The organism is Paenibacillus camelliae (genome assembly GCF_023715345.1).
GTDB lineage: Bacteria > Bacillota > Bacilli > Paenibacillales > Paenibacillaceae > Pristimantibacillus > Pristimantibacillus camelliae.
Genome location: NZ_JAMBNY010000007.1, coordinates 171,469 through 189,377, shown reverse-complemented (window position 1 = coordinate 189,377; position 17,909 = coordinate 171,469). Strand labels below are relative to the sequence as shown.

Annotated in this window: 13 protein-coding genes and 1 riboswitch; of the genes, 1 reads left to right on the top strand and 12 read right to left on the bottom strand. The window is 43.3% G+C overall.

Translation table 11 applies throughout. From position 1 onward, the window contains the following. Positions 1 to 7: 7 nt before the first annotated feature. The 6 genes from M3180_RS13510 to M3180_RS13485 all read right to left on the bottom strand — a co-directional run bounded on the left by M3180_RS13510 (position 8) and on the right by M3180_RS13485 (position 6,902). Positions 8 to 1,225 (bottom strand): ABC transporter permease, encoded by a 1,218-nt coding sequence (locus M3180_RS13510; protein ID WP_251668333.1) that lies wholly within the window; start codon positions 1,223 to 1,225, stop codon positions 8 to 10. Further along, positions 1,222 to 1,908: an ABC transporter ATP-binding protein gene (locus tag M3180_RS13505; protein ID WP_251668332.1), complete on the bottom strand. Its 687-nt coding sequence runs from the start codon at positions 1,906 to 1,908 to the stop codon at positions 1,222 to 1,224. Before M3180_RS13505 ends, M3180_RS13510 begins: the two co-directional genes overlap by 4 nt. A gap of 70 nt (positions 1,909 to 1,978) precedes the next feature. Further along, a complete protein-coding gene (locus M3180_RS13500) occupies positions 1,979 to 3,643 on the bottom strand; it encodes an alkaline phosphatase (RefSeq protein WP_251668408.1) in 1,665 nt (554 codons plus the stop codon). 245 nt (positions 3,644 to 3,888) lie between these two features. Beyond that, a complete protein-coding gene (locus tag M3180_RS13495; protein ID WP_251668330.1) occupies positions 3,889 to 4,701 on the bottom strand; it encodes an AAA family ATPase in 813 nt (270 codons plus the stop codon). Between the two features lie 295 nt (positions 4,702 to 4,996). Next, complete coding sequence (locus tag M3180_RS13490) at positions 4,997 to 6,295, bottom strand: nucleobase:cation symporter-2 family protein (protein ID WP_251668327.1); 1,299 nt, start codon at positions 6,293 to 6,295, stop codon at positions 4,997 to 4,999. Then, positions 6,285 to 6,902: a xanthine phosphoribosyltransferase gene (locus M3180_RS13485; RefSeq protein WP_251668325.1), complete on the bottom strand. Its 618-nt coding sequence runs from the start codon at positions 6,900 to 6,902 to the stop codon at positions 6,285 to 6,287. Before M3180_RS13485 ends, M3180_RS13490 begins: the two co-directional genes overlap by 11 nt. A gap of 137 nt (positions 6,903 to 7,039) precedes the next feature. Beyond that, a riboswitch (purine riboswitch) is annotated at positions 7,040 to 7,142 on the bottom strand. A gap of 210 nt (positions 7,143 to 7,352) precedes the next feature. Between M3180_RS13485 and bcaP the strand changes: the two genes are divergently transcribed. Continuing rightward, positions 7,353 to 8,738, top strand: coding sequence for a branched-chain amino acid transporter BcaP (gene bcaP / locus M3180_RS13480; RefSeq protein ID WP_251668323.1), 1,386 nt, complete (start codon positions 7,353 to 7,355; stop codon positions 8,736 to 8,738). 79 nt (positions 8,739 to 8,817) lie between these two features. Here the strand turns inward: bcaP and M3180_RS13475 are convergent, their stop codons facing one another. The 6 genes from M3180_RS13475 to M3180_RS13450 form a co-directional block, all read right to left on the bottom strand. Continuing rightward, positions 8,818 to 10,869 (bottom strand): methyl-accepting chemotaxis protein, encoded by a 2,052-nt coding sequence (locus tag M3180_RS13475; protein ID WP_251668321.1) that lies wholly within the window; start codon positions 10,867 to 10,869, stop codon positions 8,818 to 8,820. Positions 10,870 to 11,288: 419 nt separating this feature from the next. Further along, positions 11,289 to 12,005 carry a response regulator transcription factor gene (locus M3180_RS13470; protein ID WP_251668319.1) on the bottom strand — a complete coding sequence of 239 codons (717 nt, stop codon included), beginning with the start codon at positions 12,003 to 12,005 and terminating at the stop codon, positions 11,289 to 11,291. Then, complete coding sequence (locus M3180_RS13465; protein WP_251668317.1) at positions 12,002 to 13,723, bottom strand: sensor histidine kinase; 1,722 nt, start codon at positions 13,721 to 13,723, stop codon at positions 12,002 to 12,004. Before M3180_RS13465 ends, M3180_RS13470 begins: the two co-directional genes overlap by 4 nt. A 96-nt stretch (positions 13,724 to 13,819) precedes the next feature. Beyond that, positions 13,820 to 14,872: an NAD(P)-dependent alcohol dehydrogenase gene (locus M3180_RS13460; RefSeq protein ID WP_251668316.1), complete on the bottom strand. Its 1,053-nt coding sequence runs from the start codon at positions 14,870 to 14,872 to the stop codon at positions 13,820 to 13,822. Beyond that, on the bottom strand, positions 14,872 to 16,479 hold the full coding sequence (locus M3180_RS13455; protein WP_251668313.1) for a glycoside hydrolase family 43 protein: 1,608 nt from the start codon (positions 16,477 to 16,479) through the stop codon (positions 14,872 to 14,874). The genes M3180_RS13460 and M3180_RS13455 overlap by 1 nt, the downstream gene beginning before the upstream one ends. 117 nt (positions 16,480 to 16,596) lie before the next feature. Continuing rightward, on the bottom strand, positions 16,597 to 17,880 hold the full coding sequence (locus M3180_RS13450; RefSeq protein ID WP_251668311.1) for an ABC transporter substrate-binding protein: 1,284 nt from the start codon (positions 17,878 to 17,880) through the stop codon (positions 16,597 to 16,599). Positions 17,881 to 17,909: the final 29 nt, after the last annotated feature.

The window sequence follows — 17,909 nt, the reverse complement described above, 5'->3', positions numbered from 1 at the left end:
CGCCCTCCTAAGCTTTAAATAACGTAATTGGATCCGTACGATACACTTTAAGTGCAGGTCCTAATGATGCTAGCATCCCTAGCATCAAAGCTCCAATAAGCATAAGCAGCTCATACTCTGCCAATGACCACGGCTGCAGCTGTATTCCCGCATAGACAAACAGCTGCTGGCTAATGATTGCTCCTGTAATATGACCGGCCAGTAAGCCTATGAACGCCCCAATCGCAGTTAATAGCACGCCTTCGCCAATCGTCACCATTAAAATATAGCGTTTAGATTTACCAACCAACCGCATCAGCCCAACATCACGCTTGCGCTCCTGAATCGATGCAACAAGAGATAGCACCAGTGATGTTGCAGCTAGCAACGTACATATCCCCAGCATGATCATCATAAGCTGAGAGCCTGTATCTACCATATTGAGCACGTCAGCAATAGCTTTACTAGAATAGGCAGCTTGAACACCTGATTGGGCGTCCATCTGCTGCTTTATCATTTGCAAGCCTAATAGCGAGCTCGGCTTCACGATAATCGTCGTCACTTCACGTTCTTCCTCCGTGCTATCATGCACAGCCCATGCATAGTCCATCGTTGTAAATATTGCTCGATCATCGCTATTGCTTAACTGCGGTAAAATACCTACTACAGTGTATATAAAGGAATGGTGAGTATCATGCGGCTCGTGTGCCGATTCATCACTGTGGTGTTCCTCATGATCAAAGCCCGCTACTGTGCCATGAGCTCCTGTAAATTGATCACCAACCTCTAACCCTAGCTCCTTAGCTGCTGTGTAACCAAGCGTTACCTCGCCTGTTGCTTGATATAATCTACCTTGCTGCAAAGCACGATTATTATAACGAGTGCCAAAATAAGCAGCCTCTATTCCGACGATGGAATAGCCATTATACTGATCTCCTGTCGTAATACCGAAAGCTTGATCAACATGCTCGCTACCCTTCACCTGCTGAAGCAATTCATATGGAATATTGCCTAATGGTGCCCCCATTCGATAAAACGTATGAAGCACGAGCTGTGCCTCGCTGCCTTCAGCTCCAATAACCACCTCAAAAGGTCCATAGCCCTTCTGCGCGCCATGCTCTATACTTTCCTTGCTCATTAAAAGTAAAGAAAAGATAGCAACGGTAACGGTCACGGCTACAATTGTTAATGTAGACAGCATCGCTCGATGCTTGATATTACGCCATATATATCCCCAGGCAGTCATACAAGAACTCCTTTCTGAGCTGGCTGCTTAATTAGCTCGTTAATCTCCTTCATCTGAACCGTAGTCGGATACAGTTCAGCGAGATGAAGATCATGCGTGACGGTTACTAGCGTCATGCTATGCTCCTTGGACAGCTCCAGCAATAGCTGCATTATATGCGAGGCAGTCTCCCAGTCGAGACTTCCTGTCGGCTCATCTGCAAGCACCAACGGTGGAGTATGGATTAATGCCCGTATCATCGCGACACGCTGCTGCTGGCCACGTGACAGCTGAGAAGGATAGCGATTCATATGATCGCTTAAACCCACTCGCTCGAACCACTGCTCGATTAGCTGCTTGCGCTTCATCGCGCTCCCTCTTTCCTGCGAAGTCAGCGCCCATTCAATGTTTTCTTTTGCGGTTAACGAAGGAATTAGATAAAAATCTTGAAACACATAGCCGATGTGCTTGCTTCTAAACTCATCGCGTGCTGCCTCTGACATCGTACTTAACGTTTGACCGTTAATCGTTATACTGCCGGCATCGGCTGCTAGCACGCCGCCTAATAGATGGAGCAGCGTGCTTTTACCGCAGCCGCTAGGCCCAAGCAAAGCAACCTGCTCGCCTTGCTGTACTGTCCATTGTGGAAGATATAGAATGGGCTGCTGACCATAGCTTTTCTTCAGCTGCTGTATCGTGATCATACCGTCGTGCTCCTTTCATGGAAAAATAGACAGGAAAGCTTTTGCTCCCCTGCCTATTAACATCATGTCGTTACTTCTTAATAATGCGCTCAGATAGCGTATCCCAGCTCATCGTCGTGTTCGTAAGTCTATTAAATGCTTCTAGTGGCAGATATAATGTGCCTTTATCCATTTGACCAACAATGCTCGTTTTCGCTCCGTTGATCGATACTTCAGCTGATTCTGTAGCGATGACAAGCGTCGTTGCCGCCTTTTGCAGCGTAACAGTGCCGGCCTTAGCATCGTAACGAACCGTTGCTCCTAATGCTTCAGCTAGTGGCTTCGCAGGATATAGCACTTCATTGCTGCGAGTGATTTTGAACTTCGGATATAGATACTTGGCTTGCAGCTCAGCCGTTGCATCCGTAAGACTTACGCCAATAACCTGAGCAGACGCTTTAGCAATTTGAGTGTTGTCGACTTGCCCCTTTACAAACGGAATAATTGGACCGTAAGCCCATACGCCAACATCTACAGCGGAGTGTCCATGACCACTCCAGCCTACTAAAAGTCGCTTGCTAATGACTGCGTTATAGCCGCCTTCTCTGCCGTAGGATGAACCATCGCCATCCAATATCTGCTGAGCCTCTTCATCTGTTAAATCAGTAATCCATGTATTGGCAGTCACAATCTTTTTAATATCACTTAACGTTTTCGCTTCATTCAGCTTGCTTGCAATAAACTCAGAGGAATGAACTTGCTTATCCCATAGGTCTAAATTCAGCTCGTAAATGTTATCGCGAGATAGCGATAGACCACCTGTCTCATGGTCAGCAGTTATAACAATTGACGTGTTGCCATCCTTCTTCGCATAATCAAGCGCTACCTTCACCGCAGCATCAAAATCAAGCACCTCTTGCACAGTAGAAGGGAAGTCATTCGCATGAGCGGCATGGTCAATACGACCGCCTTCGATCATGACAACGAAGCCATCCTCATCCTTTTCCAATAATTCGATAGCCTTTTTCGTCATTTGAGCCAAAGATGGAATCTCGTTAGTTCGGTCCAGCACATAAGGAATATGTGAGCTGCTGAACAGACCAAGCACTTGCTCATCATTTTGGTTAAGACGGTTTAATTGCGATGCATTGGTTATGTATGTGTAGCCTTTTGCTTCGAATTGTGGAATAAGCGAGCCATCGCTGCGTCTGCCCCCTTCGTCCTTGCTTGTAAAGAAGGAGCTTCCGCCGCCAAGTAAAACATCAACGCCACTTTCTAAATATTGTGATGCAATCGCCAGCTCATTATCGCGACTCCGTACGTGCGAAGCATATACGGCTGGAGTTGCATGCGTAATTCTAGCCGTTGATACAAGACCGGTCGCTTTGCCAGCCGCTTCTGCCGCTTCGATCACTGAAGCGAACGGCTTGGATACTTCCTCATTCGAAACACTAATGCCTGCGTTGTATGTTTTGTTGCCTGTTGCAAACGCAGTACCTGCAGAGGCAGAATCTGTGACAACACCTGATACAATCGTTCCGCCATCCTCACCGCGATCCGCATAAGTTGTGGCTTGCCCTGTGTAAATACTGTCTAATGTCAGCTGATCAATCCCTTTGTTGTACATTAAGTAATTACGTGCTGCTGTCACTTGTGCAGGACCCATTCCATCCCCGATAAGCACAATCAAGTTTTTTGAGGTAGATGTTGAGCTCGTTGGTTGGTCAGCTGCGGATACTGACTGCAAAGATAGCATAGAAAAAACTAAACATCCTGCTAAAGCCATTTTCAAACTTTGCTTTTTCAAATTTTATCCCTCCATGCTCTTTTTCTCTTTCCTTGCAGCACCATTATGCGGGGACAAAATCATCTAATTGTTAACTTCAATTGAATTTATTGTAAATAATAGATATAAAAAACACCTTTATTAAGCTGTACAAGCAAAATAAAGGTGATTTCCAATGTATCGTCTTTCATTTTTAATAGTCCTTATGATTAGTCCTATCTCTCGAATTCAGCTTTGCGCTTTTGAAAAAACTGATAAAAAAACTGCACATTTTCAAGCTCAGTCCATTCCGATGTTTTTAATGCAGGGAGATCAAGATTATAAATTTTCGCCTGCAGCGTTCCAAGCATAAACGGAGAATGTGTTGCAATAATAAATTGACAGTTACAGTAGCGAGCAAGCTCATTAATTTCCTCCGCAAGCAGCAGCTGATTATGAGGCGACAAGGAAGTCTCAGGCTCATCGAGCAGGTACAAGCTGTTCGGCACTAGCAGCTGCTCAAAAAGCTGCATTGAGGTTTCGCCATTAGAGTATTTTTCCTGTGCAAACTTTGTGATCTCCATCTGCTTATAGAACGCTGCTGATTGCTCATGCTGTGCTAATTGCTCCTTATCGAGTCCCCGCATCGCTTGCTCGTGCAGCATGCTCTCACGCAGGACAGACGATTGCTGGATTTTTTTAATCTCATACAGAATATCCTCTGATTTAATATATTGACTGCTGTGTGGCAGCTGCGTAAGTGCTCGGTCTTGTTCATCCTCGCCTAGGCTATATGAGCAAAAGCTTAGAAATGGCTCTGCATATTGATTGTATCCATTGCTAAGCATGCTTTCATTCCCCTTCACGCCCAGCTTACTGGCAATAACATTTAATAGCGTTGACTTGCCAGAGCCATTGTTGCCATACAGCACTGTAATCCGATCAAAAAGCAGCACCTCGCCCGCCATATGCTTAAATACATGATCAGGATAGGCATTAGGATTACGGTCTATAAAGGGGGACAGCTTAAAGCTTTTTATATAAATCATCGTCGTACACTCCTTAATACTTGTTGCTATCGTAAGTGTAGCATGAATAGACAACACACTGAATTAAACGTTTAATTGTTGTGAGCAATGATTATTTAAGCCTTACTTTAAGCATCAACCAAAGCATTAACTTAAAAGGGCAAGCATTGGATGTTGCGCTCCAATGCTTGCCCACTTGTTCCCCGTATCCTGTTGCTTTCAAACATCGCCAGATTAGTTCATACATGTACGCTACAAATCTCACACTTAATGCGACATTTTCTAAAGATCTTGTTTAATTTTCCACTTGCGCATCTCATGCTACGGTTGCTTCGTGATCCACTGTTTGCTCATGTTGCTTTTCATCCTTACTTGAGAACAGCACATTCAATACAACCGCTGTAATCGACCCTGTCACAATTCCGTTCTCTAGCAGCATTCTAGCAAAGCTTGGAAGCTGGCTAAACATCTCAGGAAGTACTGCTGATCCTAGTCCTATCGCAATACTGCATGCAACAATCATTAGATTGTTTCCTTTTTGCAAATTCGTTTCGGACAGAATGGAAATACCTGATACGGCAACCGAGCCAAACATTACGATCATTGCACCGCCTAGCACAGCGTTAGGAATAACCGTTGTAATGGCTGCTAGCTTTGGCAATAGCCCTAACACCACCATAATGATCCCCGCTGCAAAAATAACATCTCTTGATTTCACACGTGAAATCGCAAGCAATCCAACATTTTGCGAAAAGGCAGTGTAGGGGAATGCATTGAAGATGCCGCCAAGTGTAATTGCAATCCCCTCGGAACGCAATCCATTTACAATTTGCTTCTGTTCTACCTTCTGATCAATCGTTTTGCCTACCGCCAAGTATACGCCCGTTGATTCAACCATGCTGACGATATTTACGATAACCATCGTTAATATCGCGGTAATGCTAAGCTGTGGCATACCGAAGTAGAAAGGCTGTACGACGTTCACCCATTTGGCATCAGCAACCGATGAGAAATCAACCATGCCGAAAAAGTAAGCAATGATTGTACCTGCAGCAAGGCCAATCAATACAGAAACCGAGCGAATAAAGCCTTTCGCAAAGCGATTAATGATCAATATAATAACGAATGTAATAAGAGCCAGTAATAAATGGTGAGGTGCTCCAAAGTCCGCGCTGCCGTCACCTCCGCCGACATTTTTCATGCCAACTGGGATTAACGATAATCCAATAATCGTAACAACCGTTCCCGTTACAAGCTTAGGGAAAAACTTAAGGAGCTTACCATATAACGGAGCTGCAAGTACGACGAATATCCCCGAAATAATAATCGCTCCATAAGCTGTAGCCAGGTTTGAGGTCGATGCAATCGCTATAATTGGCCCTACCGCAGTAAAGGTACAGCCTAAGATGACCGGCAAGCGACTGCCAAAGTATTTCGTATTCATGACCTGTAAAATTGTCGCAATTCCACAGGTAAACAGATCAGCTGCAATAAGATATGCCATCTGGGCCGGCGTAAGATTAAGCGCTCCTCCGACAATTAGCGGAACAATAACCGCTCCAGCATACATAGCAAGAACGTGCTGAAACCCAAGTGCAAACTGTTTACTCCGCATGATCGTTCACTTCTCCTAGCACGGTCTCGTCATCACCAGGAACGAAGTGAATTTCTCCGGGCGCCATCGCTGAAATTTTTGCTAATGAGTATACGTTAACGCCTTTTTGTTCTAGCAGCTCGCGCCCTTCCTGGAAGCATTTTTCAATAACACAGCCCACACCTGCAAGTGTTGCTCCCGCTTCCTTTACAATATCAACAAGTCCGATTAATGCAGCACCCGTTGCTAAAAAGTCATCAACAATTAGCACATGATCATCTGCTCCAAGATACGCCTGTGATACACTCACTTGGTACGTTTCTTGCTTAGTGAATGAATGCACAGCTGCTGTATATACACTTTCCTGCAGCGTCACAGCCTTTTTCTTTTTGGCATATACAAACGGTACATTAAACGCCATTGCTGTTGCCATGGCAAACTGAATACCACTCGCTTCAATTGTCAAAACCTTTGTAATTTTTTTTTGCTCAAATATACGATGGAATTGCTTGCCGATTTCTAAAGCTAGTGATGTATCAACTTGGTGATTAAGGAAGGAATCTACCTTCAATACTGTGTCTGATAATATATTGCCTTCTGTACGAATTTTGTCCTCAAGCAGCTTCATGGTTGTCCTCTACCTCTCCTTTAAAATAAAACAGACTTCACTTAAGAGTTTTTGCTCATAAGTGAAGTCTGTCATCTTGGTAATCTACGTTGCATAGCGATATCATCGTTCTATCATTGCCTGCACTAAATAAACCTATTTGATCATCATTCACTCATAGTTGGTCGATTACAGTGGTCGCCAGTAGAGACTTATGGGCCATATTCCCAAAATTATATGAGTTTACATTGTGTTATCCTACAACATCTTGCACAATGTTTCAACACCAATTTTTTGGATAAAAATGCTTACTCTCACAGCAAAAGCATTGACGCGCTAGCATACTCTGTTACAGCGACTAGCTAGATTGTACGAATCGATATGCGTTAACTTGTCATACTATAACTAAACCAGTAAAATAGGAAAATGTGCATCATAGAACTAATCATAAAATGAATGGGTGTTTGACAGATGAACGAATGGTTAAGAAAAAAGAAGGTACACGATTTCTTTCAACAAAAAGGGAGTGTACAGCTTGAACGCACGTTAAGCGGATTTGATTTAATTCTACTTGGTGTTGGTGCAATCGTAGGTACTGGTATTTTCATATTACCGGGAACGGTAGCAGCTGTGCATGCAGGCCCTGCTATCGTTTTTTCATTTATAATCGCTGCAATCGTATGTGCTTTTGCTGGATTATGCTACTCAGAGTTTGCGAGCGCCGTTCCAGTTACTGGGAGCGCCTACTCCTACAGCTATGTTATATTCGGTGAAGTATTTGCTTGGCTAGTTGGCTGGGTGCTCATCCTTGAATACGGCTTGGCAGTCGCTTCTGTCGCGACAGGTTGGTCATCGTACTTAATGTCATTGCTTGAAGGTTTTCAGCTGCATATACCTACGGCGTTATCAGGACCGTTCAATCCCGCTGAAGGAACATATATTAATCTACCAGCCATCGCGATTATTATGGCTGTAGCATTTTTGCTAACCTTGGGTGTTAGAGAATCCACTAGAATAAACACCATCATGGTATTTATCAAGGTAGGAGTCATTGTATTATTTCTAGTCGTAGGCATTTTTTATGTAAAGCCAGACAACTGGCAGCCATTTATGCCTTATGGAGTAAGTGGGGTGCTAAGCGGTGCGGCACTTGTCTTTTTCGCATTTCTCGGCTTTGATAGTGTCTCTAATGCAGCGGAGGAAGTGAAGAATCCGAAGCGAAATTTGCCGATTGGTATTATTGGCTCATTGTTTATTTGCACATTGCTGTATGTTTCGGTATCACTTGTACTTACTGGCATTGCACCGTACACTCAGCTTAACGTAAGTGATCCAGTTAGCTTTGTTATTGCACTTGTTGGTCAGGATTGGATCTCTGGACTAATTGCACTTGGTGCGGTTGTCGGTATGATGACTGTCATACTCGTTATGTCCTATGGTGGATCAAGATTGCTATATGCTCTTAGTCGTGACGGATTGCTACCTAAAAGCATGAGCAGCATTCATCCAAAGTATAAAACACCAATAAAAAACACATTGATATTCGCTGTAGCTGTTTCACTCTGTGCAGGCTTCGTTCCTCTTGCCAAGCTTGCAGAGCTGGTTAATATGGGGACACTAATCGCTTTTTCCATCGTTTCAATCGGTGTTATATTTTTAAGGAACAATAAAAGTATACAGCCAGGTGGCTTCAAGGTTCCGTTCTATCCTGTGCTGCCTATCGTTTCATTCCTGCTTTGCGTATTTTTAATGAGCCAGCTTGCTTACTATACGTGGATCGCATGTGTTATTTGGCTATTGTTCGGGTTAGCGATCTATATCATCTATGGAAGAAAGCATAGCATCATGAATGACTAAGTATTTGACGATTAAAAAGGGTGTTTCAAACGGCAAGATACTCTTCCGTTTGAAACACCCTTTGCTATGACGTGACGGTCTATTCTACTTTAAACTTGGACGCAGCTTCATCAAGCTTTATTGTCAACGAATTAATCGTTTCGACCATTCCTGCGAGCTGTTGGACCATTGCAGACTGTTCCTGCATCGTAGCATTCAGCTCCTCTACCGAAGCAGATACCTCTTCCCCAGTCGCTGATAGGCTCTGAGCAGAGTCCATAACCTCATCTTTATCTTTATTCATATTCACAACTCGACTAGCAATCGCTAGAATCTCATCGGAGATATGTGAAACATTGTTGAAAATTTGCATAAAAGCGTTTTTCGTATCTTCTACATATTGCTCCTGCTGTTGAGTAACGGAACGAATTTCCATCACGCTTGTATTGTTCTCTGCTACGTAAGTCAAGTTCTGCTGAATAATCTCGTTAATCTCTTTCGATTGCTTCGCACTTTGTTCAGCTAGCTTACGGATTTCTTGGGCAACAACAGCAAAGCCACTACCATGCTCTCCCGCTCTTGCCGCTTCAATAGAAGCATTTAATGCTAGAAGATTCGTTTGATCGGAAATTTCAGCTATTGCACCTGTAATTTGACCAATGCTGCTCGAGCTTTCCTGCAATTTTTTCGTAATATCCGAGATTTTTTGTACCTCTTGCTCATTTTGTTCCTTGATCGCAATGAGATTATTAATGACCGATTGGCTGTTGTGGAAAACCTCAACTATTTTTTCAGCCTCTACTTTGATCAAATTCGTTTGTTCACGTAATGAATCGAAGCTGTCACCAAATCCATGGAATTTGTCTACAATTTGCTCGGTATCGTCAGCTTGTGATTCCATCGCTCTTGCGATTTCAGAGCCTGAGGCCGTTGTTTCTGAGATCGAAACTGCCGTTTGCTTTGATGAGCTATCTAGCTCACCTGTACTTTTTTTGAGCACGTCGATCGATTGGTTGATGCTCGTTATGAGCAGCTTATTATTGGCGGACATAATATTGAAGCTATCAGCAAGATCCTTCATCTCACTTCTGTACTTACCTTCAGCACTTACGGTGAGGTCGCCATCAGCCATTTTTCTAAATAGCTTCGTTAAGCTAATAATCGGATTAGTAATGCCTACAGAGATTAAAATTCCAAATAAGATGGCTAAAATCATCGCAACGATAGAAATGATAATAAGCTGCTGAGACATTTGTTGCACGGGCTTATTAATGTCACTATATGTTTTCGAGACACTTACTAAGAAATCTGCATCAGGAATTTTGGTAAAGCTGATATAGCTATCTCCTAGATCAATCTCACCTGTGATTGATGTTCCTTGTGCCCGCTCGCTAAGGAACTCGTCCATTCCATCCAACTCAAGTGTAGTGCCGACAACAGATGGATCGACATTACTATACATAACAATGCCTGAACGACTGAACACCGTTACGTCACCTTGAATGTCTAAACTGTCTAATTTATCTACAAAAAACGATGCATTGATGGTCGCACTGAACACACCTAATACTTGGGCATTATCATTTAGAATAGGTTCAGTAAACGGAATAACGAGCTCTCCAGTGCTTCTCGAAAGTAGCGCATCACTAACAAATGGCTTCCCTTTTAACGCTTCTTGAAAGTACTCTCTATCGGATCGATCTCCCTGCAAGTCTCCCTCGTTAGAGGAAGCAACAATAACTCCATTCTTATCTATAACCTGGTACGCTTGGACACCAACTACTTTAGCCAAGCTTGTTTTTAGCAGACGATTGGATACTTGTATCGCTTGATGATCTTTAGAGAAAAATTCTTCATCAGACATGTCCCCAGAGTTTCTAAGGATTAGCAGATCTTTAAAAGAATCATGATTAGATGCCAATGCGACACCTTGTTTTTCTGATAGTACGGCTGAGAATAAGCTTTCTCCGATTAAGCTACCACTGGTAACCAACGTTTCCTTGCTTTGGTTCGTTAAAAGCTTAGAATTCATCTCATAGATGACAATTGTCGTTACGGCAAACATCACTGCAACTAACACTGAGATGTAAAGCGGAAGTTTTACTTTTAAAGACAGGTCCTTCTTAAAAATTTGCCTTAGATGTTTTTTCATGCTGTTTTTCCACTCCTGTATTTTATTTTTTGCAGCTTGCTGATTGCCAATTTAATGACTTTATAGGAAGTTTTTCCAACCAATTTCACATTATATAGCATCGAGTTTCGCATAGTCAACGATTATTTTGTCGACTGTTAGTGTAAAAGGTCGAATTATATAATATATCGACTTTATGCGTTAGGAATTATAGAGTAGAACGAAGAAATTATATAAAAAAAGAGGCTACTGGTAAAAAATGGTTTAGAGCATGCGTAAAAATACCGAACGAATGAGCGAAATCTCAACGAAACTTCTCTCATTCGTTCGGCATACTTAAAAAGTTGTTAAATCCACCACGACAACGATATCGTGGTGGATTATTTTATTGTTCATGCACCCTCATGTCGTAACACTATGGCAAAGGGCATAGAACATATCTATTCTTTAATACGAAATTGGTTTGGAGTAACTCCCTCAAACTTCTTGAACATTTTAATAAAATAGCTCGTCGATTGAATTCCTATCTGCTCACAGATGTCATCCAGGCTAAGCTCAGTGTCCCGCAATAGCATTTTCGCTTTTTCAATACGCAGCGTGCTTAAAAAATCTGTAAAGGAGTTGCCTGTCTCTTCTTTAAACAGCACACTAAAGTAGCTTGCATTCAGATGCACATGGCTCGAAACCTCTTTAATCGTAAAGGCCTCCGCGATATGCTGCTCCATAAAGTCTATAGCCTCCTGAATGTAGGAGTTGCTGCTTATATATCGATGGTCAGCCTTTTTTACTGAGTGTAGCACCCGTTCAACAGAAGCAATTAGCTGTTCTTGATGGATTGGCTTCACTAAGTAATCTATTGCTCCGAGCTTAATTCCTTGCTGTGCATATTCAAATTCTGCAAAGCCAGTCAGCAGAATCGTATCAATTCGGTTGTTATCGTTGCGCAGTGCTTCAAGTAGCTGTAAACCATCCATCTTAGGCATACGAATGTCTGTAATAAGCAAATCATAGGCATGTCTGCCAATAAGCTCAAACGCTTCCTCACCATGATTAGCAGTATCGATATGAAGCTTCTCCTTATATTGCTGCCTTAGTGTAGTTGATACCCCAACTCTAGAATGCTTTTCATCGTCCGTTACTAATATTCGAAAGGTCATCGCGCAGCCTCCTGTGTTGTACTCAGCGTAAGCGGAATTTCTAATGTAATGCTTGTCCCAAACTGTTCCTTGCTCTCGATATGCAGGCCGAAGCTCTCACCATAATGCAGCTTTAATAAGCGATGAATCGTATATAAACCGATCCCTCGATTGGAATGCTGCACGGTTGCTTCATTGCTTTGCTGAAGCTTCTGCCGCAGCATCTCAAGCTGCTTGGCCGTCATGCCAATCCCATTGTCCTTCACCTGAATAACACAGCGATCTCTATGTCTGTAAAGATGAACGCGAACTACGCCGCCATCTGGCATCGGCTCGATGCCATGTACAATTGCATTTTCAACGAGCGGCTGTATTAATAGCTTCGGTATCTTTACAGTAAGCAGTTCTTCTTCTCGATCGATATGCATCGTTAGTCGTTCCTGCCATCTGAGCTTCATTAGATTGGTATAGCGCTCCACTTGCTCCAGCTCCTGCTTAATTGAAACAAAGCCATCTCCATGATGTTGCTGTATGCTATAGCGGAACAAATCTGCAAGCTGAACGACGATATGCGCCAGCTCCTTCTCTCCTTTTTCGATATGATCCCAATAAATCGCATCAAGCGTGTTAAACAAAAAATGCGGATTAATTTGTGAATGCAGCGCTCGAATTTCACTGCGGCTTTTGAGAAGCTCCTTTTCATAGACTGATTTAATTAAGTAATCAATCTGCTTCACCATCTGATTGTAGGTAATGTTTAACTGATTAACTTCCTTGTTGTAGTAATCAATAGGATTGTCCCTTGGCGCACCATGCTTGCTGCCCTGCATTACGCGAATCAAGCTCTTTACTGGAGAAGAGATCACATGAGCCAAATAGTAAGACATAATTGCCACGAGTCCGATACTTATAAGCAGAAGCAACAGCAATAGGTTACGCAGCCAGTATACATCGGACAATACCAGCTTCTTTTGAACCATCATTTGCAGCACCCAGCTTGTCCCTTTTATTGAGCGCTCAAAGCTATAATACTCTGACAGCTTCCCTTCCAGCTCACCTGTCGATTGCAATACTTCATCCTGTTGAAGAAGTCGCATGACCGCCCCTTGATCCTGCTCTCTGTTGGACGTTGCCAGTTGAATAAAGGATGGCTTCACTTTAATAACAAGATATCCACCATTAGCATAGTTCAGCTTCTCTAGCTTAATTTGTCTAACTGCGAGCAAAAATTGTTCTTGCTCTCGATCCTTACCAGCCCAGATTAATGCGCCTGCTTGATCGATTCGATCAGCTTCCCGGATGACGTGCTGATCTACTCTAGTTTGTATCGTTTCATCAATCAGTGGATAAATAGCTCTCTGACCACTGTAAAGTTCAATTTCCTCTATCGTATCTGAATACGCTGTCATATCAAGCAACAGCTTCCTCAGCTTCATTCGTTCCTCATAAGTAGCTAATTCCCCTTGATACTCACTCATAAGAATGCTCTGCATTCGTTCATCCATTGCCATTTGCAAGGTTAATACATTAATTTCATTCATTAGTGATTCTAATCGTCCGCCTGCTTGCTCGGCAATTTCCTCAATATATAGCATCGCGCTATCCTTCGTCTCTTTTGATAAGAACGTATAAATAAAGGAGAACATAACGGTGAGAATCAGCATCATTGTAGCAACAAAACCAATTAATATTTGTCCTCTTGTTGTGTCTAGACCTAATCTCTTACCGAGCTGCTTCATCTTCCTCTTCCCCTCAAGTCATTACATATAAGCAGAAGTCTACTCCCTAGGAGAGTAGACTTCATAATAACGATGTAATCCTATTACGACGATCGATTACATACCAGGATAAATCATAACCTTAATGCTCGTATCCTTTTGTGTGCGAGCCATCTCTACGGCCTGCTGTGTATCCTGCAATGAGAACTTGTGCGTAATGACTTTTTCGATATCAAGCTCACTGCTCGACAAGGCTGCAATAGCGGCCGGGTACGTATTGGCGTAACGGAACAAGCCAAAGATGTCTAATTCTGAATCAATAATGGTATTGATCTCTACTGGAATCTCATCTACAGCCGGCATGCCGACTAGAACGATGCGTCCACCACGCTTCACCGTACGAATAGCATCTCCGATTGCTCGGCCATTCCCAGAAGATTCAACCACTACCGAAATTCCGTGTCCTGCAGTAAGCTCCTCTAGACGTTCCTTCACGTTTTCCTTCGACGGATCAAGCACCGCAGTAGCGCCCATCTCCATCGCCAGCTCTTGACGGAATGGAACCATGTCTGTCGCATAGATCTCCTTCACGCCGTAAAGCTTAGCCGCTTGGATCGCTAATAGACCGATAGGACCTAGCCCCGTAACTAATAAGCGATCAGCCGGTGTGACTCCTGCTCGATTCATCGCATGGATGCCCACAGAAAGCGGCTCAAGCAGTGCACCCTGCTCGTAGCTCATCGTATCTGGCAGCTTAAACAAAAAGTCTGCTCTAACCGAAACATATTCCGCCCATGCCCCATCTACAGGCGGTGTTGCCATGAATACAACATCCGGACAGAGATTGTAACGGCCTGATTTACAATATTCGCATCTGCCGCACGTTACCCCAGGCTCAACCGCAACTCGATCGCCAACTTGTAGATGGTTCACGTCCTCACCGATCGCAACAACCTCTCCAGCTAGCTCATGTCCCAATATAATTGGCTGCTCTACAACATAACGACCGATTCTGCCATGCTCGTAATAATGCACATCTGAGCCGCACACCCCGATACAATAGACTTTAACGAGTGCTTCATCCTTACCAGGTGTAGGAATCGGCACTTGCTTCATCTCCATATCGAGCGGCTTGTTCAGTACTGCAGCTAGCATCGTTTGATTAGACATTAGTCTTCCATCTCCTCGTAGTTAAAGTAATCAAAATCAGCATGCTGTCTTGTTCCACCTAAATCCTGTGCACATACCCCTATAAAAGCTCCTGTGAAGCCTTGATCGAGCATAATGCCGTCTTTTTTAAGCTCAGCGTGCTCATCGGATATAATGCTTGCATCTAATACTGGACCTACCTCCAGCCACTGAGTTCCGTCCTCAGAATAGTAGAATTGAAGCTTGTCACGATTGACTACAGCTCTGAGGTACGTATGCTCACCTGTAAGTGCGATAGACTCTGCTAAAGGCTCATCATATGCACCACGATCACTTGAAATAATACCTAGACATTTCCCTTTCTCATCATCCCAGCTAACAAAAAGATAGTAATAGTTTTTCGTATTATAATAATATACTAAGCCAGACATCTGCTGATAGGAAGTAGGTGAATATTCCAATTTTGTTTCTGCTACAATATGAAAGGCTTGCTGTCTTCTAGCAATTAAACTTTGGCGATGCATAGAAGCTAGCGATTCTCTTCCATATAAGCGCAGCCAGCCTTTTCTCTGTGAACGACTTGCCCAGCCTTCAGTAATCGGCTCCCGCAACGAGTTCCAATGCACGCTCCAATCCTCACCGTCAAAATCGTCACGGAAGCTAGTAGCTGCATCAAACGGATGTGGTGCTAGATTTGGTGCAGGGATTTCAATGGCAGGAGTAACCTCTTGATGACTCATACGCAGCCAATGATCCTCCGTCCACTCCACTCGCTGAATGGCAGTTTCTCGTCCTAATATACAATGACCTCGCTCCGTTACCGGTCTTCCACATAGATGTACGATATACCATTCGTTATTCTGTGTCTCCACAAGCGAAGCATGGCCTGCACGTTGAATTGGATGCTCTGGATGATTACGAGACGTAATCAGCGGACCATGAGGTGAGGTTTCATACTTGCCAAGCAGCGTGCGACTGCGCGCGATCGTCTCAGCATGGCCAAGTCTCGTACCGCCTTCGGCTACGAACAAGTAATAGTAATCTCCGTGCTTATAGATATGAGGGCCTTCGGTTAATCCAAGCTCTGTTCCATCGTAAATATGGTGGATGTCTCCAACCAGCTTGCCCTGCTGCTCGTCAAATTGCTGAATAATAATACCGCCGAAAGAATTTTTTCCTTTACGATGATCCCATTTTAGATTAACGACCCATTTCGTACCGTCTTCTTCATGATACATTGAAGGATCGAAGCCGCTACTGTTAAGATAAATAGGCTCGGACCAAGGACCATGAATGCTCGTTGCCGTTACGACGTAGTTGTGTGTATCCTTGTATGGCCCCATATGTGTTTTAACATCTGTATAAACGAGATAGAACGTCCCCTTGTCATAACTAAGACAAGGAGCCCAGACTCCACCGGAGTCTGGGTTACCGACCATATCAAGCTGACTGGTACGTGTAAGCGGGTGATTAATTAGCTCCCAATGAACTAGATCCTTGGAATGATGAATTTGTACACCAGGAAACCATTCAAAGGTTGAGGTTGCGATATAATAATCGTCACCTACACGAATAATGGATGGGTCGGGATTAAAGCCGCGCAAAATTGGATTTGTAATATTTGCCATTGCAGGCCCCTCCTTAATTTTTCATTTCACTTAGTTGTTCTTCACTCTTGCACGTTTTCCTTCACTTATAACGAAAACGCTTCACTTAATATATATCAATCCATTGGTTATATTATATTATTTTACTTTTGCAAGCTCTTCTACAATATTCGCATCAGCTACACCTACAATAGCGCCGATAGAATTCAAGAATTGATCCGCACGCTTCGCATCTAGAGATTGGTCATAGTAGCTGAAGAAGCCTGCTAGATTCTCACCGATATAGCTGTCATATTTGTAAGCAAGTGGATGCATATTCGCTTCCTCAAGTCCTGCATTTTTCATCGGACTAATATTCGCTCCCTCATTAATCGCTTTACGCTGTACAGGATCTGTTAGGAAACGAATTGCTTTGTAAGCAGCCTCTTGATTCGTCTTAGCTGAAATCGCCATTCCCGCACCAAAGCCACCATGATAGACGTTAATGTCTCCTTTACCACCTTCTACTGTTGGGAAAGGTACGAAGTCAAGCTGCTCAGAAATCTCATCCTCAAGGAAGGAATCCATTGCCCATTCACCTTGTAGATACATAGCAGCACGTCCTGTTGTAAATAGGGATTCTGCAGAAGCATAATCAAGACCTAGGAAGCCATTCACAAAGCCCTTATGATCTATAGCTAGCTCACGCAGAAGCTCAGCAGCTTGGACAAAGCTTTCTTCAGTGAAGTCTGTCTCACCGCTTTTTGCTTTTTCAAATGGCTCCGTACCACCGATGCGCTGTGCTAGATAGGAGTACCAGTGAAGCAGAGGCCAACGTTCTTTACCCGCTACGGTTATCGGAATAATATTATTTGCATTCAATGCATCAACGACTGCAAGCAGTTCATCATAGGTTGTCGGTGGCGTTAATCCCTGCTCAGCGAAAATTTGCTTATTATACCATAGTGAAACGCCACTGAATAAAACTGGAATGCCGTAGTTGCGCTCATCATAAGTGAAGGTCTCCAGACCACCATTAAGCACATCGTCACGGAATGCTGGATCTTCGTTCAAGTATTCTGTAATTTCGCCAAGCATGCCTTGTTGCACGAGTGTATCGAATGTTTCACCGCTCCAGTACGTAATAATATCTGGAACCTGATTACCTGCAATAGCAACCTTCATCTTCGTTTTTAATGCTTCATCCTCGAAAAACTCCGCTTTCAAAACGATGTCTGGGTTTTGAGCATTAAATTCATCAATCGATGCTTCAATAATATCTTTATTGCGTGTTTCCATACTCCACATCGTCAGCTGTGTTACCTCTGATGAAGCACTTCCCTCTGAGCTTGTACCACTAGCAGCTGGCTGATTACTGTTATTCGAGCAAGCCGTCATTAGAACAATGACCAAAGCTAGTAATGAGATCAATCCTTTTTTCATAATAACCTCTCCTTTTTAATCTTGTTGTT

Bases quoted from the DNA above. Each gene is read 5' to 3' on its own strand.
- M3180_RS13510 (WP_251668333.1), bottom strand. From the start codon at position 1,225: ATGACTGCCTGGGGATATATATGGCGTAATATCAAGCATCGAGCGATG.
- M3180_RS13505 (WP_251668332.1), bottom strand. From the start codon at position 1,908: ATGATCACGATACAGCAGCTGAAGAAAAGCTATGGTCAGCAGCCCATT.
- M3180_RS13500 (WP_251668408.1), bottom strand. From the start codon at position 3,643: ATGCTATCTTTGCAGTCAGTATCCGCAGCTGACCAACCAACGAGCTCA.
- M3180_RS13495 (WP_251668330.1), bottom strand. From the start codon at position 4,701: ATGATTTATATAAAAAGCTTTAAGCTGTCCCCCTTTATAGACCGTAAT.
- M3180_RS13490 (WP_251668327.1), bottom strand. From the start codon at position 6,295: ATGCGGAGTAAACAGTTTGCACTTGGGTTTCAGCACGTTCTTGCTATG.
- M3180_RS13485 (WP_251668325.1), bottom strand. From the start codon at position 6,902: ATGAAGCTGCTTGAGGACAAAATTCGTACAGAAGGCAATATATTATCA.
- bcaP (WP_251668323.1), top strand. From the start codon at position 7,353: ATGAACGAATGGTTAAGAAAAAAGAAGGTACACGATTTCTTTCAACAA.
- M3180_RS13475 (WP_251668321.1), bottom strand. From the start codon at position 10,869: ATGAAAAAACATCTAAGGCAAATTTTTAAGAAGGACCTGTCTTTAAAA.
- M3180_RS13470 (WP_251668319.1), bottom strand. From the start codon at position 12,005: ATGACCTTTCGAATATTAGTAACGGACGATGAAAAGCATTCTAGAGTT.
- M3180_RS13465 (WP_251668317.1), bottom strand. From the start codon at position 13,723: ATGAAGCAGCTCGGTAAGAGATTAGGTCTAGACACAACAAGAGGACAA.
- M3180_RS13460 (WP_251668316.1), bottom strand. From the start codon at position 14,872: ATGTCTAATCAAACGATGCTAGCTGCAGTACTGAACAAGCCGCTCGAT.
- M3180_RS13455 (WP_251668313.1), bottom strand. From the start codon at position 16,479: ATGGCAAATATTACAAATCCAATTTTGCGCGGCTTTAATCCCGACCCA.
- M3180_RS13450 (WP_251668311.1), bottom strand. From the start codon at position 17,880: ATGAAAAAAGGATTGATCTCATTACTAGCTTTGGTCATTGTTCTAATG.